Here is a 15,786-nt window from a genome sequence, read left to right as displayed (position 1 = left end):
GTGGCTTTGTTGAGGGGTAAGGCGAACGTGGCATGTCCTGAAGGGTCCTTTTGAGACGTTGAAGGTCTCAAAAGGACCCTTCAGGACGCCGCATCACCGGTTGAGGGAGGGCACCGTCTCGGCGGCCGGAGCGCTTTCGGCCGACCGTGCCACCGGGGTCCGCGCCTGATCCGGCGCCATCAGGCTCCAGATCAGCACCACGGCCAGGTTCACCCCGAGCGAAACCAAACCCGCGTTGACACCACCGAACGTCGCGCCGGTGACGTACAGGACGATCGCGGTGATCACCCCGGTGACCATCCCCGCCGCGACCGCGGCCGTCCGCACCCGGCGCACGAACAGGATCGCGAGCCAGCCGGGGACGACCTGCGCCAGCAGGTTGTAGGTCAGGTTCAGGATGGTGAGCATCAACGTCGAGGCGACGAGCGTCAGTACCGCCGCCAGCACCAGGAAACTCGCCACCGCGACGACGGTCCACCGGCGCTGCGCCGCGGCGGGGATGTTCGGCGCGAGGTTGCGGCAGACCATCCCGCCGATGGTGAGCGCGGTCGCGGCGAGCACGAGCACGCCAGACAGCGCGGCGCCGGCGGCGACAAGCCCCAGCAGCCAGTCGGGCAGCAAACCCTTGGCGGTCACCATGAACACCGTGTTCGGGTTGTCCAGATCCGGATGTGCGCGCACGCCGTAGTAGGCAGCCAGCACCAGGAACGGGTAGATCAGCATGTACATCGGCATCCACACGGTCGAGCTCTTCACCGCGCGTTCGGAACGGGCCGGGAACACGTACGCGCCACCGAATCCGAGGTAGAACACGATGCTCTGGAAGAGGATTGTCGTCATCGCGAACGTCAGATCCGGACCGCCCATGGTGGTCTGGGCCGCGCTGAGCACCTCGGGTCCGCTGACCTTGGCGGTGCCGCCGGCGGCGAGTACCACCGCCACCCCGACGAGCACCACGCCGACCAGCATGAACACGTCCTTGAGGATCGACACGAACGCGGGTGACCGCACCCCGGAGACGGCGATGTAGACGAACGCCACGATGCCCGCCAGCACCACGCACTGCAGGGGATCCAGCCGCAGTCCCAGATTGCTGAGCACCACCTGGAGACCGATGAACTGGTACTGCCCCCACGGGATCAGCGCGATCAGCATCGTGACGCAGGTGATCAGCTCGAGCCGCCTGCTGCCGAAATGCCGTCCGAACACGTCCGGCACGGTCATCGCGTCGTACCGTTTCGCCGCCCGCCACACCAGCGGGGCCAGGAAGTAGCCCAGTGAGTACGCGAGCAGGATGTAGCCGAGGAACCAGATCCCGTAGCTCGCGCCGTGCGCGTAGATCCCGCTCGGGAAGCCGATCATCGTCCCGATGCTGTACACCTCGCCGACCGCGAGGAAGTACACGAGCCACGCCGGGAACGACCGGCCGCCGACGAGGAACTCGGAGATCCCACCGCCACGACTGGACCGCCCGGCCCATACCGCGAGCCCGATCGAACCCGCCATCACCACCGCCACGATCGCGATCAGCATCAGTCGTCCTCCGGGTAGTGGGCACGGTCGAAGAAACGCCAGCTGATCCACAGGCACAGCGTGGTCAGCGGGCAGCAGCAGAACACCCAGAAGAACAGCGCCGGGATACCGAGCACCGATGCCGTCGATCCGGACAGCAGGAGAATTCCGGCCAGCAGGGCGAAAGCGGGGACGAAAAGTCCTATAAGGACACTCGGCCAGCTCCGGATCATCGGCGTGCTCCCGTCGTCTCGCGCCGCCAGACGACCTCGCCGCCGCTGACGGTGGCGTCCACGGTCAGCTCGCGGATCCGGTCGGGGTCGATCGTGGTGGGGTCGCCGGACAGCACCGCGAGATCGGCGAGCTTCCCGATCTCCAGGCTGCCCTTGATGTCCTCCTCACCCGCCAGGTACGCGGCGTCGATCGTGTAGCCGCGCAACGCGGCGTCGACGTCGACCGCCTGCTCGGGGCCGAGCACCTTGCCCTGCCTGGTGATCCGGCGGACGGCGCACCAGATCCCTTCCAGCGGCGGCACCGGGGTCACCGGCGTGTCCGAATGCAGTCCGAAGTGGATGCCCCGCGAGCGGGCCGAAACCAGTGGGCTGATCCGGCGCGCCCGTTCGGGCCCGAGGAAGACGTCACGATGCCGGTCGCCCCAGTAGTAGACGTGTTTGACGAAGAACGACGCGAGGACGTCGTGGGCGGCCATCCGGTCGAGCTGGTCTTCGCGCACCGTCTGGCAGTGTTCGATCCGGTGCCGCCTGCCGGTTCCGTGTGGCGAGCCCAGCCGCGAGTAGCCGTCGATGATCGCGTCGATCGCCGCGTCTCCGTTGCCGTGCACGGCGACCTGCCAGCCCACCGCGTCGAGCGCGGCGATCCGGTGGCCGAGGTCGGCGGGTTCGAGCAGCATCATGCCGTGCTCGTCCGGGTCGCAGGTGTAGCCCTCCGCGAGACAGCCGGTCTTGCCCTGGATCGACCCGTCCGCGACGATCTTCACGCCCGTCATCGCGAACTTGTCGTCCGCGCTGCTGTCGTCCGGCGCGTCCGGCCTGCCTTCGTCCAGACCGGGAACCAGCCCGTCGAACAGGTATCCACGCACCCGGACACGCAGTTTTCCGGCCCGCCGCAGCAGCGCGTACGCCTCGAGCTCGGCGGCGCCGCCGATGAGCCCGATGCCGGTGTCGTGCACGGACGTCACGCCGTTGGCGAGGTATTCCTCGTCCGCCAGGAGCAGGGCTTCGGCGAGTTCGCCGGCGCTCTGGCCGGGCAGCCGGGACGTGACCAGGAAGGCCGCCGTCTCGACGAGCACCCCGGTCGGCTCGCCCCTGGCGTCGCGCACGATGAGCCCGCCGGGCGGATCCGGTGTCTCGGCGGTGATCCCGACTTCGCGCAGGGCGAGCGAGTTCGCGGTGCAGAAGTGCCCCGAAACGTGGGTCAGGACCACGGGATTGCGGCCGGAGACGGGGTCGAGGTCCGCGCGCGTCGGGTGACGGCCGTCCGCGAGCAGCGTGTCGTCATACCGGAAACCGCGGATCCACTCCCCCGGTCCGAGATCCTTGGCCGCCTGGGCGACCCTGCCGACGATGTCGGCGATGGTGTCGTTGGGTGGGCTGCCGGCGTCGACCGGCGCGGCCAGCGTCATCCCGAAGAACGCCGGATGGTTGTGGGACTCCACGAAACCGGGGATCACCGTGCGCTCGGCCAGATCGAGCACGGTGGTTCCCGGCCCGATCAGCCTCGACACGTCGCGTTCGGAACCCAGCGCGGTGACGCGCCCGCTGCTCGCGGCCAGCGCGCGGACCCGTCTCCCCGCCGGGTCGAGGGTGAGCACGGTGCCACCGAGCGCGACGAAATCGGCGGCACCCCGGGGATCTTCTCGAACGAACTCCACCACACGGACCTCCTGGCGACGTGTCCTGGCTCACGAAGGATCCCCAGACAGTGCGGCACGTCTGGCCGCCTGAACAGGTCCAGAACGCTCCGGTGCGGTGGTACCAGTTAGACACTCAGCCGCCGAGAAGATCGCGGCAGGCCTCACCGAGCAGGCGGATACCAGGATCGATGTCGCGCAATGGCACGGCCGCGAAGCCGATCCGGAAGTGGTTGCGCGGCGGGCTTTCCCCGACGAAGAAGATGTCACCGCGCTCGATCAGGACGCCGTCGCGCTCGGCACGGTCCATCAGCGCCCGGCAGTCCAGTTCGGACGGTCCGGTCATCCAGAGGCTGACCCCGCCCGGCGGATACGCCGTCTGCGCCCACGGCAGATGCGCGGCGACCGCGGCACCGGTCGCCTCCCATTTCCGCATCAGCTTCGTGCGGTAGCGCCGCAGGGAACGGTGGTACTCGCCGCTGTCGATGAGCAACGCGAGCGCTCGCTGAAGGTGTCCTGGTGGATGGCGCAGCACGTATCGCCGGATCTCGCGCAGCTCCTTCACCAGCTCGCGCGGTCCGACCAGGTATCCCAGCCGCAGCCCCGGTGACAGGAACTTGGAGAAGGTGCCGAGATAGATCGCGTCCCCGGTGCCGTCGAGCGCCTTGAGCGCGGGTGTGGGGCTGCCGTGGTACCGGAATTCGCTGTCGTAGTCATCTTCGACGACCACCGTGCCCGCACTAGCGGCGAGATCGAGCAGCCGTCGGCGGCGGCCGATGCTCAACGTCGCGTTCGTCGGGTGGTGGTGGCTCGGGGTGAGGTAGAGCAGATCGACGCCGTCGAGCGTCTCCGGCGGGCGCACGCCGCTCTGATCGACGTCGAGGCCGCGCAGCCCCGCGCCGGTCCGCAGGAAGATGTGCCGGGCGTCGAGGTAGCCCGGGTTCTCCATCGCCACGACGCTGTCCGGCCCGAGCAGCGCCCGGCCGAGCAGGTCGAGGCCCTGCTGCGAACCGACGGTGATCAGCACCTCGGACGGATCGGCCTCGATCCCCCGCGCGGTGAGCAGCTGACGGCAGATGAGGTCGACCAGCATCGGGTCGTCGGAACCGACGCTGTCCTGCAGGCTCGGGAACACATGCGGCCGGTAAAGCGCGTCACGCAGGCAGCGGGTCCACGACCTCGCGGGGAAGGCCGTGACGTCCACCTGCCCGGCGAGGAACGGGTACGGGTACGTGTGCCAGTCCACGCGTTTCTCGACGTGCGGCACGCCGGCGTCCGGATACCGGCGCACCCGCGCGCTCCAGTCGATGGCCGGGCTGGTGCCCCGCTCCTGTACCGCGCAGTGCGGGCGCATCTCCGCGTTGATGAACAGCCCGCTGCGCTCGCGGCTCTCCACGAACCCTTCGGCGACCAGCTCCTGGTACGCGAGGTTGATGGTGTTGCGGGAAACGCTCAGTTCGGCGGCCAGCTCACGCGAGCTCGGCAGCCGGTGGGCCGGGTCGAACGTGCCGATCGCGATGCCGTGCTCGATCGCGCGTCGCACCTGCCGGTAGAGCGGCTCGGTGGACGTCCGGTCGATTTCGATCAACGTTCGCGGCAACGGCACCTCCCTCACGGCGACTCGGCCGGGATCTGAACCTAGCTCCAGATCCCGGCCGACACCACCTAACCGAGCACGTCGTCGAGCGCGACCGATCCGATCCCGAGTGCGTCGCCGACCGGCGCGGACGTCAGCCGCCCGTCCACCGTGCTGACCCCGCCACGCAGCTCCGGGCACCGCGCGACAGCACCGGCGAGGCCGTTGTTCGCCAGCTCCAGCGCGTAGGGCAGCGTGACGTTGGTCAGCGCGTACGTCGAGGTGTGCGGAACGGCGCCGGGCATGTTGGCGACGCAGTAGAACACCGAGTTGTGCACCGGGAACGTCGGCTCCGCGTGCGTCGTCGGCCGCGTGTCCTCGAAGCAACCGCCCTGGTCGACGGAGATGTCGACCAGCACGCTGCCCGGCTTCATGCGGGACACGAGTTCGTTCGACACCAGGCTCGGCGCCTTGGCGCCGGGCACGAGTACCGCGCCGATCACGAGGTCCGCTTCGAGCACGGCTTCTTCGATCGAGTACGCGTTGGCCGCGGCGGTGCGGATCCGGCCCTGGTACATGCGGTCCGCGGCGCGGAGCTTGTCGACGTTCTTGTCGAACAGGACGACATCGGCCCAGGTCCCGGCCGCGCCGGCGACCGCGTTCATCCCCGCGACACCGGCCCCGAGGACGACCACCCGCGCCGGGGCCACCCCGGAGACCCCGCCGATGAGTACCCCGCGTCCGCCGTTGGCGCGCATCAGCGTCTGCGCGCCGACCTGCGGGGCCAGCCGCCCGGCGACCTCGCTCATCGGGAACAGCAGGGGCAGCGAGCCGTTCGGCAGCTGCACGGTCTCATACGCCACCGACGTCGTGCCCGCGTCCAGCAGCGCCCGTGTGCACGGCTCGCTCGCGGCGAGGTGCAGGTAGGTGAACAGGAGCTGGTCGCGCCGCAGCCGGTGGTATTCCTCGGCGATCGGTTCCTTGACCTTGAGCACCAGCTCACCGGCCGCCCAGACGTCGTCGGCGCTGTCGAGCACCTTCGCCCCGGCCGCGGCGTAGTCCTCGTCGCGGAGGGACGACCCTTCCCCCGCCCCGCGTTCGACGAACACCTCATGCCCGGCCGAAGTGAACTCGTGTACGCCCGCAGGCGTCACCGCGACCCGGTACTCGTGGTTCTTGACTTCACGAGGGACACCGATCTTCATCTCACGCTCCCGTCTGTTCCAAAGGCAGTGACGCTGAGCGTGCGGCACGACTGGAACGGCCAGAAGGGCCAGAATCCGCGCGATCGACGGGTCCAGTCCGTGGTCATAGCCTCGGGCTATGAGGTCCTCGTCAGGCACCGGCTACCGCCGCGTGCGCACCGGCCGCACCATGGCCGGGTGGGAACCCTGGCCATCACTTCGCTGGCGGCGGCGGCCGGGGTCGTCGCCCAGCGCCTTTCCGGTATGGGCCTTTCCCTGATGTGCGTGCCGTTCCTGGCGCTGACACTCGGCCCGCTCGATGCCGTCCGGCTCACCCTGTTGCTCGGTTTCCCGGTCTATCTCGCGGTCGCGATCACGCATCGGCGGTCGATCAGATGGGCGCAGGTCGCCTGGCTGACCGTGCCCGCGGTGGTGTGCACGCCGGTCGTCGCGCTCCTGGTGCGCAACGCTCCCGAACGTCCACTGCTGCTCGCCGCCGGCGGCTGCTGTGTCCTCGCCGTCGGCGTGCTGGCCAGTGGCGTGACCAGTACACGGCTGGCGGGGAGGACGGGTGCGATCGGCGCGGGCGTGCTGAGCGCGGCGATGAACTCCGTCGCCGGGCTGTCCGGCCCCGCCGTGGCGGTGTACGGGGCGAGCGCGGGCTGGGGCGCGGACGAGACGCGCGGAACGCTGTCGATCTACTTCTTCCTGCTCGGCCTGGTCGCGCTGCCGAGCCTCGGCTGGGTGGAGGTGCCCGTGAGCGTGCTCCTCGCGGTCGCGGGCTCGGCGCTGGCCGGCGATCTGCTGGGAAGAGCGCTGAGCCGCCGCGTCGGCGACCGGTCCGTCCGCTGGTCGGTCCTCGTCCTCTCGGCGGCCGGTGGCGTGCTGACGCTGGGACACGCCGCGTTCTGAACCCCGGGCCCGGATGGGAGACTGTCCGGGTGATCACCCGGCTCCGGTCCTGCTGGTCCGCGATCCGGTACCTGGCGGTCGGCGCGGCTTCTTCGATGGTCTCGTGGTTCGTGCTCGTCGGCATGTTGTTCGTGCTGCTGATGTGCCCGTTCGGCGTCGGGATCCCGGCGGTGCCGCACGCGCTCAAGCTGATCAGGTACCCGGTCAACTTCGAACGCCGTCGCGCCGCGCGCCTGCTCGACGAGCCGATCCCCGAGCCGTACCGGTCCGGGAACCCGGTGACCGATCCGGCCTCGCGCCGGGACCTCGGGTGGCTCGCCTTCCACGCCGCGACCGGTTTCGTCATCGGCATCTTCGCCATCGCCTTTCCGCTCGGCGGGCTCCGCCAGGTGGTCACCGCGTTCATCTGGCCGATGGTGCCGGGCGGAGTGCAAAGTTCACTCGGCTTCATGGTGACGTCGTGGCCGATGGCCGCCCTCAGCCTGATCACCGGTGTCGGCATGATCGCGCTCGTCTTCCTCTACCCCCGCTTGGCCCGGTGGCAGGCGTCCATCGCGCGCAAGCTGCTCGCGCCCGCACCCGGTGTCGTGCTGACCGACCGCGTCGTCGAACTGGCCGCGTCGCGTGCCGCCGCGCTGGAGGCGCACGGCGCCGAACTCCGGCGGCTGGAACGCGATCTGCACGACGGGACGCAGGCGAGGATCGCCGCGGTGGTACTGCAGCTCGGGATCGCCGACTCGATCTTCGAGAAGGACCCCCGGAAGGCGCGGGAGTTGCTGGGCAAGGCGCAGGACACCGCGACCGGCGCGCTGGCCGAACTTCGCAGCGTCGTACGGAGCATTTACCCGCCATTGCTGACCGACCGCGGCCTCGATGGCGCCGTCACGGCGTTGGCCGATCGCTGCCCCGTTCCGTGCACAGTGGACGTCCTGAGCAGCAGCCGCCGTCCTGCCGCCGTGGAGGCGGCCGCCTACTTCGTCGTCGCCGAGATGCTGACCAACATCACCAAGCACTCCGGCGCCGAACACGCCTGGATCACCCTCGACGGCACCGCCGACACCCTGCTCATCGAAATCCGCGACGACGGCCACGGCGGCGCCGACGAATCCGGCGGCTCCGGCCTGTCCGGGATCCGCAAACGCGCCGAGGCGTTCGACGGGACCTTGCACTTGTCCAGCCCCGCCGGTGGGCCGACCGTACTGAAAGTGGAGTTGCCATGCGGGTCGTGATCGTCGAGGACGACGCGCTGCTGCGCGAAGGCCTGGTGATGCTGCTGAACACGTCCGGCATCGACGTCGCCGCGGCGGTGGACGATGTGGACGAGTTCCTCGAACTGGTCACCAACGACCGTCCCGACGCGGTGATCACCGACGTCCGGCTGCCGCCGACCCACACCGACGAAGGTCTCCGTGCCGCCGTCAAGGCGCGGAAGATGCATCCGGGACTGCCCGTGCTCGTGCTGTCCGCACACGTCGAAACCGGCTACGCGGCGGAACTCCTGGCCGACGGCAAAGGCGCGGTCGGGTACCTGCTCAAGGAGCGGGTCGGGAAGGTCGAGAAGTTCCTCGACGCGCTGGACCGGGTCGTCAAGGGCGGGACGGCGATGGATCCCGAGGTGATCACCCAGCTGATGGCGCACCGTCGGGCGACCGATCCCCTCGAAGGACTGACCGCGCGCGAGCGCGAGGTGCTCGGGCTGATGGCGGAGGGCTACAACAACACGACCATCGCCGAACTGCTGGTGGTGAGCGATGGCGCCGTGCACAAGCACATCCGGAACATCTTCGCGAAACTCGGGTTGCCGGAGGACAGCGGGCATCGGCGGGTTCTGGCCGTGCTCGCCTACTTGAGCGGGAAGCGCTGAGCTTCACAGTGTCGTGCCTGGCGGCCTGTTCCGTGAAGGCCTCCTTTGAGGGACTCTGGGTCCCTCAAGGAGGCCTTCATTTGTGTACCTACGTCTGACCTGCGGGTTGGTGGGTGGGTCGTGAGGTGATGTCACCACCAGGTCGATGGACGTCGCGCGTGATTGAAGGCGGAACTCGCGTGATTGGAGGCCGATCTCGCCCGTGACCGGGTCCGCCGTGAGTTCCGCTTCCAATCACGCGAGTTCCGCGTCCAATCACGCGTGATCGCCACCCAATCACGCGTGTCACGCCTAAGGCCACACGTCGACCAAGGGGATCTCAGAGCGCGAGCCCCGAGTAGTGGGTAAGCAAATGCGGTGCCCCAAGGAGGCCTTCACGGACCGGTGGCGGGGTAGCGCCAGCACCACCCCGCGACGGGGGTCACTCCCCTGTTCGCCCGGCCCGCCGTTCCATAACGTCTTTCCCATGAACGACACCAAAAACGCCGGCGGCACGATGGTCACCGCTTCCCTCTGGCTCGTCCTCCTCGTCAGCGCCGCCGCCAACTCGATCGGACAGTTCGCGGGCATGGACTGGACCCTCCGCATGATCGCGGGAGGCGTCTCGGTCGTCTGCATCGTGCTTCTGGTCATCCGTTACGTGGCACGGCGCCGCAGCTAGACCTTCGGTGTCGCACGCACTCCGTGGTGCATGTACGGCTCCCCTGTCGGCAGCGTGTAGAAGGTGACCGGCATCCAGGTCCGCGCGCCCGGCTCACGGCAGACGTAGAGCGAGTCGGTCACCGGGACGAGGTCGAACTCCTGCGTCTTCTCCGGCATGAGTTCGGCGAGCGGTCCGGTGGCGGTCTGCCGGAGCCGGAGTCCGTCGCCTTCGGACAGTACCTCCATCGTCACGCCGGCTCGTTCGTAGACACCGACGTGCCTCGAACCGTCGACGGTGACCGGTGTCGCGGGCGGCTCCAGCGGCCGCGGCATCGCCACGTCGGCGAGTTCGGCGAAGATCTCGCGGTACAGCTCCTGGAACAGGTCGCGGGTGTTGCCGCCGTTGGTGAGCAGGGTGACGGCCAGCCCTTGGTCGGGCAGCAGCCGCAGGAACGCGGACTGTCCGATCGTGTTGCCGTCGTGGCCGATGACCCGCCGTCCGCTCCAGTCGTCGCGGATCCAGCCGAGACCCCAGGAGTCGCCGAGCGAGTGCTTGTCGGGGATGTCGGCCTGCTTTTCGGCCATCGCGGCGACGGACGCCGTGGTCAGGATCCGCTCGCCGGACGGCGTCAGGCCGCCCGTCAGGTGCAGGCGGGCGAAGCCGAGCACGTCCTTGGTGGTGGCGGTGATCAAGCCGGCCGGGCCCATGTTCCTCGGCAGGCCCCAAATCGGTGCGGGCCGCGGTTCCTCGTCCTCACCGGCGACGTGACCGACGGCGGCGCGGAACATCAGTGCTTCCTCGGGCAGCGTCACGGTGTGGGTGAGGCCGAGCGGGGTGAACAGTTTCTCCCGCATCGCCGCGTCCCAGGTCTGCCCGGTGAGCTTCTCGATCACCCGGCCCATGAGCACGAAACCCGAGTTGCAGTACGAGAAAGTCTCGCCGAGCGGATGGTTCTGCGCGGCCTGGTCGAGGATCTCGACGTAGCGCTCGAGGGTGTCGTCGCCGCGCCCGGTGTCGGTGAAGACGTCTCCGTCGATCCCGCTGGTGTGCGTCAGCAGATGCCGCATGGTCACCTGTTTGGCGACGTCCGGATCGGCCAACCTCAGTTCGGGGACGACGTCGGAGATCGGCGCGTCCAGGTCGAGGAGTCCTTCGTCGACCAGTCGCATCACCACGGTCGCGGTCCACACCTTGGAGACCGAGCCGATCTGGAACACCGAGTCTTCGGTGACTTCGACGCCGGTCGCCGTGTTCAGCACGCCGTGGGACACGTGGGTCTCCGCGTCGTCCCCGAGCCGCGTGATGCCCAGCGCCGCACCGGGAACGCGGTACTTGCGCGCGAGTTCGGCCAGCCGCCGCTGCCAGTGCGCCGCCTCGATCGGCACACGAGACACCCCGTCCGCCGGGGCCGCGTACTGCTCGACCCATTCGAGCACGCGCCGGTTGAAGTCGACGCGGTGCGAGGGCGGTCCGTCGAGGATGAACAGATGCGAGGCGCCCGGGTACAACACCAGCCGGGTCGGGACGCCACGCGCACGCAGCGCGCCGAACCACTGCTCGGCCTGGCCGACCGGGCAGCGCTCGTCTTCCGCGCCCTGGATGATCAGGGTCGGCGTCCGCACCTGGTCGACCTTGGCGAACGGCGAGAACTCCGCGTAACCCCGGGACCGGTCGCCGATCTCGCGGACGGCCAGGTAGTGCCCGGCGTCGGAGGTGCCTTCCATACTGGTCAGGTCGCTGACCACGCCCCCGGAGACGGCAGCGGCGAAGCGGTTGTCGCGGCTGGTCAGATAGCAGGTCATGAAACCGCCGTAGCTGTACCCCGCCACGGCGAGCCGGTCGGCGTCGGCGATCCCTTCGGCGACCAGGTGGTCCAGCGGTTCGAGGAAGTCCGCGGCGTCGGCGACACCCCAGCCGCCGACGGCGCCCGTGTAGAAATCCTCGCCGTAGCCGTCGCTGCCGCGCGGGTTGAGCAGCAGCACCGCCCAGCCTCGCGCGACGAGCGCCTGGTGGTAGAGGTGGATCCAGTCGGCCGCGCCGTTCCAGGCGTTGTGCGGGCCGCCGTGGATGTCGAGCAACAGCGGCGCGGCCTCCGGCCTGGCGGGGTCACGCAACAGCCAGCCATGGACGACGGTGCCGTCCGCGATGGTGAATTCCCGCTCCTCGTGGCGGAAGAGTTCCACCTCGGCGACCGAGACACCGTGCTTCGTCCGCACGTCGACGGCGCCGGTGGCCTGATCGACGACGGCGATCTCGCCGAACGAGGTGGCCGTGGCAAGGGACACCACGATTCTTCCGTTCGCGGTGTCCATTCCGGACACGACGCGGTCCGTGCCTGCCAACACCGCGCGCGGATTTCCGCCATCGGTGTCCACTTGGTACAGATGGGTGCAGCCGCGGTCGCGGAGACCGAACAGCACGGACCCGCCGTCCGCGGTCAGCTTCGGCAACGCGCCCGGATAGCCGGCGCCGCCGACCATCACGTTCCGGTCCAAAGTGGACGCCAGGTCCACAGGATCGCCACCGTCGAGCGGGACCCGCAGCAACCCGATGTGGCCGACTTCGGTGTCGACCCGGCCCGCCACCAGGAGCTCGCTCCCGTCCGCGGTCCAGGCGACCGTTCCCACCATGCCCTCGCCGGAGCCGATCAGTCGCGGTTCGGCGGCCTTCGTGGTCACGTCGAGAACATAGGCGCCGGAACGGAAGGTCAGGTCCGCGTCGGCGTCCCGTCCGGCCGAGAAGGCCAGCTGCGTCCCATCGGGTGACCAGGCGGGATCACCCGCGTGCCAATCACCGAAGGTCACCTGCCGGACCTCACGCGTGGCGACGTCGAGGACGTGCAGATGCTTGCGGATGGTCTTGATCAGCCCGGCGCCGTCGGCCTTGAAGTCCAGCCGGTCCGCCACCACCGGGGCGTTCGGCGCGGGATCGCCGCCCGCCAGGTCGATCGCGGCCGAGAACGCGATCTTGCCGCCGTCGGGGCTCCAGACCGGGGCACCCGCCCCGAGCGGCAGTTCGGTGATCCGTTCGGCCTCACCGCCCGACGACGGCAGGAACCACACCTGCGGCGGGCCGTCCTCGGCACGGAGGAACGCGATCCGCGTGCCGTCCGGCGCCCACATCGGCGCCAGGTCGGCGGTTCCGCGCGTGAGCTGCCGCGCTTCGCCGTCGGCCGCGCCGACCTCCCAGAGCGTGTGTTCGTTCCGGTCCTCGTCGCGGTTCGCGGTGCGCAGGACGTAGACGATCCGGTCGCCGTCCGGCGACAGCGAAGGCTGGCTGGGGACGGCGATTCCGTACAGGTCGTCGAGACCGAGACGTCGGGTCATGATGCGGTCGCTCCTCGGGGGATCGTGAGCCGGCGGCTCTCGTTTTCGCTGAAGTGGCAGGCCGCCGAGTGACGTCGATGTGCCACGTTTTTGATGGGCACCGTGTCGGCGGGGTCCGCCTGGAGGCAGAGTTCTCGGTCGGCGCGGACGAGCGGGCCGACCGGGCAGCGGGTGTGGTAGCGGCATCCGGACGGCGGATGGTGCGGGTCGGCGGGCTCGGTGTCGGCGGTCGCCTCGTCCGCGCCGGTGTCGAACAGCGACGTGTGCGCGGAAGGCGCCGCGGCGAGCAGGTCGCGCGTGTACGGATGCTGCGGATCGCCGAGCACCTGCTCGGCAGGGCCGACTTCGACGATCCGGCCGAGGTACATCACGGCGACGATGTCGCTGAGATAGCGGATCACCGCGAGGTTGTGCGAGATGAACAGCATCGACAGGCCCAGCCGCCGTTGCACGGACCGGACGAGGTTGAGCACCGCGCCCTGCACCGAGACGTCGAGCGCGGAGGTGATCTCGTCGGCGATCAGCACGTCGGGCCGCCCGGCCAGCGCACGGGCGAGCGCTACCCGCTGGCGCTGACCGCCGGAAAGCTGCCCCGGCAAGTGGCCCGCGCGTTCGGGATCGAGGTTGACCAGCTCCAGTAGCCGGGCCACCTCCTCCCGGCGCGCCGCGCGACCGGGAAGCACGCCACGCGGAATCGCTTCGGTGATCGACTCCCCGATGCTCATCCGTGGATCCAAAGAGGAATACGGATCCTGGAACACCATCTGCAGCGGAGGTCGCCGGGGCAGCTTCCGGACGTCGACGCCGTCCAGCAGGACCCGTCCCTCGCTGATCGGCGAGAGCCCGACCGCGGCACGGGCCAGCGTCGATTTCCCCGAACCCGATTCGCCGACGAGTCCGACGACCTGTCCGGAAGGGACGGTCAGCCCGACCCGGTCCACAGCGGTGAGTCCACGCCTTCCGCCGTACCGCACGCTCACCGTCTCGAAGACGAGATCACTCATTCCACACCTCCGGCGGTCACGGTTTCCTTGGCGGGCCGGGAAAGCGGCGCCGGGTACCAGCACGCGACGCGGTGCCCGGGTTCCACGCGCTCCAGCACCGGGTCTTCGAGACGGCACCGGTCGGTCACCGCGGGACACCGATCGGCGAAGGCGCAGCCGGTGGGCACGCGATCCGGTTCCGGCGGACGGCCGGGGATCACCGCGAGCGGCGCGTCACGATCGGTCTCGAGGTCGACCGTCGCGGCCAGCAGAGCCCGCGTGTACGGATGCCGCGGCGTCCCGGCCGACGGCAGGTCCTCCACCACCCGGCCCGCGTACATGACCAGCATCCGCTCGCACGTCTGCGAAACGACCGCGATGTCGTGGCTGATCAGGATGATCGCCATGTCGCGTTCGGTCCTGGTGCGCGCCAGCAGCCGCAGCAGTTGCCGCTGCACGGTGACGTCCAGCGCCGTGGTCGGTTCGTCGGCGATGATCAGCTTCGGGTCGCCCATCAGGCCCATGCCGATCATCGCGCGCTGCCGCATCCCGCCGGAGAACTCGTGCGGATACTGCCGCGCACGCCGTTCGGCCGCCGGGATCCGCACCGCGCGCAACCGGTCCACGGCGCGTTCGAAGGCCTTGGCGCGTGGAAGTCCCTGATGTTGTTCGGCGACCTCGGCCAGCTGGCGGCCGATCCGCCTGGTCGGGTTGAAGGAGGTCATCGGATCTTGGAACACCATCGCCAGCGACGTACCGAGCAGGCCACGCAACTCCCGTTCCGGCGTCGTCAGCAGGGGTTTCCCGGCGAATTCGAGCCGGTCCGCGGTGACCACGGCCGGTGCTTCGACCAGCCGTGACACCGCCAGGCCGGTCAGGCTCTTCCCCGAACCCGACTCACCGACGACGCCGATCGCCTCGCCCGCGCGGACGGTGAAGCTCACCCCGCGCACCGGAACGGTCCAGCCCGACGGACGCGGGAACGCCACCTGGAGGTTCTCCACGACCAGCACGGCGTCGTCGTCGCGTTCGAAGGACTCCCGTGCCGGGGAGGCCGGCCGTGGCGCGAGCTTGCGCAGCCCGGTCCGGACGCCGATCACGCCTGCCACGGTCTCTCCGACCAGGTTGAAGGCGAGCCCGGCCAGCACCACCGCGACGCCGGGCGCGAGCGCGGCCGCCGGGTTGACGTAGATCCCGTTGAGCCCTTCGCCGAGCAGCCGTCCCCAGTCGTAATCCGGTGCCTGCACACCGATGCCGAGGAACGACAGCCCGGAGAACGCCAGCAGACAGGCACCCGCACCGATGGTCGCGTTCACCACCAGCGGTTCACCGATGTTGGGCAGGATGTGCCGCACCAGCAACCGGATCCGGCCGACGCCGGAGATCCGCGCGGCGGACACGAAGTCCTGGCCCGTCACGGAAGCCGACAACGTCTGCGCCAACCGCGCGAACGCCGGGGCCAGCGCGAAACCGACCGCCAGCACGGCGCCGTGGGTCCCGACCCCGAAGATGACCGAGAAGAACAACACCAGCAGCAGCCCGGGGAACGCGACCGCGATGTTCACCGCCGAGGTGACCAGCCGGGCGGCCGGCCGGGGCAGCAGCGAAGGCAGGGTGCCGAGGACGAGTCCGGTCACCACCCCGATCACCGTCGCGAGCAGCGCCAGCAGCACCGAAAGCCGGGTCGCCACCAGGACACGGAAGAGGATGTCGCGGCCGAGGTCGTCGGTACCCAGCCAATGCGCGGCGGACGGGCCCTGGCCGATCGCGTCCGTGTCGATCGCGAAGGCGTTGTCGTGCCACAGGATCGGGGCCAGCACCGCGAGCGCGATCACCACCAGCAACAGGGCCGCCGCGAACCCGCCCACCGGGGTGCGCAGGGCCGCGGCCCATTTCGCTCCGCGCCGATTCGCCAT

At 69.7% G+C, this 15,786-nt stretch carries 12 protein-coding genes; 4 read left to right on the top strand and 8 right to left on the bottom strand.

Annotation, left to right across the window (positions count from 1 at the left end; all coding sequences use genetic code 11):
• Positions 1 to 93: 93 nt before the first annotated feature.
• The 5 genes from DL991_RS09135 to ald form a co-directional block, all read right to left on the bottom strand.
• On the bottom strand, positions 94 to 1,533 hold the full coding sequence (locus DL991_RS09135) for a sodium:solute symporter (protein ID WP_125782927.1): 1,440 nt from the start codon (positions 1,531 to 1,533) through the stop codon (positions 94 to 96).
• Complete coding sequence (locus DL991_RS09130) at positions 1,533 to 1,745, bottom strand: DUF3311 domain-containing protein (protein WP_125782925.1); 213 nt, start codon at positions 1,743 to 1,745, stop codon at positions 1,533 to 1,535. The genes DL991_RS09135 and DL991_RS09130 overlap by 1 nt, the downstream gene beginning before the upstream one ends.
• Positions 1,742 to 3,406: an amidohydrolase gene (locus DL991_RS09125; RefSeq protein ID WP_125782923.1), complete on the bottom strand. Its 1,665-nt coding sequence runs from the start codon at positions 3,404 to 3,406 to the stop codon at positions 1,742 to 1,744. Before DL991_RS09125 ends, DL991_RS09130 begins: the two co-directional genes overlap by 4 nt.
• Positions 3,407 to 3,518: 112 nt before the next feature.
• Positions 3,519 to 4,982 carry a PLP-dependent aminotransferase family protein gene (locus DL991_RS09120; protein ID WP_125782921.1) on the bottom strand — a complete coding sequence of 488 codons (1,464 nt, stop codon included), beginning with the start codon at positions 4,980 to 4,982 and terminating at the stop codon, positions 3,519 to 3,521.
• 65 nt (positions 4,983 to 5,047) lie between these two features.
• Entirely contained in the window at positions 5,048 to 6,163 is a 1,116-nt protein-coding gene (gene ald, locus DL991_RS09115) for an alanine dehydrogenase (RefSeq protein ID WP_125782919.1), read from the bottom strand.
• Between the two features lie 177 nt (positions 6,164 to 6,340).
• Here ald and DL991_RS09110 point away from each other — a divergent pair, with 177 nt between their 5' ends.
• The 4 genes from DL991_RS09110 to DL991_RS09095 all read left to right on the top strand — a co-directional run bounded on the left by DL991_RS09110 (position 6,341) and on the right by DL991_RS09095 (position 9,579).
• Positions 6,341 to 7,054 (top strand): sulfite exporter TauE/SafE family protein, encoded by a 714-nt coding sequence (locus DL991_RS09110; protein WP_233598741.1) that lies wholly within the window; start codon positions 6,341 to 6,343, stop codon positions 7,052 to 7,054.
• Between the two features lie 29 nt (positions 7,055 to 7,083).
• Positions 7,084 to 8,283, top strand: coding sequence for a sensor histidine kinase (locus DL991_RS09105; RefSeq protein WP_125782917.1), 1,200 nt, complete (start codon positions 7,084 to 7,086; stop codon positions 8,281 to 8,283).
• Positions 8,271 to 8,918, top strand: a complete 648-nt coding sequence (locus tag DL991_RS09100) for a response regulator (protein ID WP_125782915.1) — start codon at positions 8,271 to 8,273, stop codon at positions 8,916 to 8,918. The genes DL991_RS09105 and DL991_RS09100 overlap by 13 nt, the downstream gene beginning before the upstream one ends.
• 466 nt (positions 8,919 to 9,384) lie before the next feature.
• On the top strand, positions 9,385 to 9,579 hold the full coding sequence (locus DL991_RS09095; RefSeq protein ID WP_125782913.1) for a hypothetical protein: 195 nt from the start codon (positions 9,385 to 9,387) through the stop codon (positions 9,577 to 9,579).
• Here the strand turns inward: DL991_RS09095 and DL991_RS09090 are convergent.
• The 3 genes from DL991_RS09090 to DL991_RS09080 are packed head-to-tail and all read right to left on the bottom strand — an operon-like array spanning position 9,576 to position 15,786.
• Entirely contained in the window at positions 9,576 to 12,887 is a 3,312-nt protein-coding gene (locus DL991_RS09090; protein WP_125782911.1) for a serine hydrolase, read from the bottom strand. The genes DL991_RS09095 and DL991_RS09090 overlap by 4 nt on opposite strands.
• Positions 12,884 to 13,891 (bottom strand): ABC transporter ATP-binding protein, encoded by a 1,008-nt coding sequence (locus tag DL991_RS09085; RefSeq protein ID WP_125782909.1) that lies wholly within the window; start codon positions 13,889 to 13,891, stop codon positions 12,884 to 12,886. Before DL991_RS09085 ends, DL991_RS09090 begins: the two co-directional genes overlap by 4 nt.
• Positions 13,888 to 15,786: a dipeptide/oligopeptide/nickel ABC transporter permease/ATP-binding protein gene (locus DL991_RS09080; RefSeq protein WP_125783109.1), complete on the bottom strand. Its 1,899-nt coding sequence runs from the start codon at positions 15,784 to 15,786 to the stop codon at positions 13,888 to 13,890. The genes DL991_RS09085 and DL991_RS09080 overlap by 4 nt, the downstream gene beginning before the upstream one ends.

Source organism: Amycolatopsis sp. WAC 01375 (assembly GCF_003947325.1).
GTDB lineage: Bacteria > Actinomycetota > Actinomycetes > Mycobacteriales > Pseudonocardiaceae > Amycolatopsis.
Note: the sequence above shows the minus strand (reverse complement) of the source record. Positions and strands in the feature narration are given on the sequence as shown.

Bases quoted from the DNA above. Each gene is read 5' to 3' on its own strand.
- DL991_RS09090 (WP_125782911.1), bottom strand. From the start codon at position 12,887: ATGACCCGACGTCTCGGTCTCGACGACCTGTACGGAATCGCCGTCCCC.
- DL991_RS09095 (WP_125782913.1), top strand. From the start codon at position 9,385: ATGAACGACACCAAAAACGCCGGCGGCACGATGGTCACCGCTTCCCTC.
- DL991_RS09135 (WP_125782927.1), bottom strand. From the start codon at position 1,533: ATGCTGATCGCGATCGTGGCGGTGGTGATGGCGGGTTCGATCGGGCTC.
- DL991_RS09080 (WP_125783109.1), bottom strand. From the start codon at position 15,786: ATGGCGAATCGGCGCGGAGCGAAATGGGCCGCGGCCCTGCGCACCCCG.
- ald (WP_125782919.1), bottom strand. From the start codon at position 6,163: ATGAAGATCGGTGTCCCTCGTGAAGTCAAGAACCACGAGTACCGGGTC.
- DL991_RS09100 (WP_125782915.1), top strand. From the start codon at position 8,271: ATGCGGGTCGTGATCGTCGAGGACGACGCGCTGCTGCGCGAAGGCCTG.
- DL991_RS09085 (WP_125782909.1), bottom strand. From the start codon at position 13,891: ATGAGTGATCTCGTCTTCGAGACGGTGAGCGTGCGGTACGGCGGAAGG.
- DL991_RS09130 (WP_125782925.1), bottom strand. From the start codon at position 1,745: ATGATCCGGAGCTGGCCGAGTGTCCTTATAGGACTTTTCGTCCCCGCT.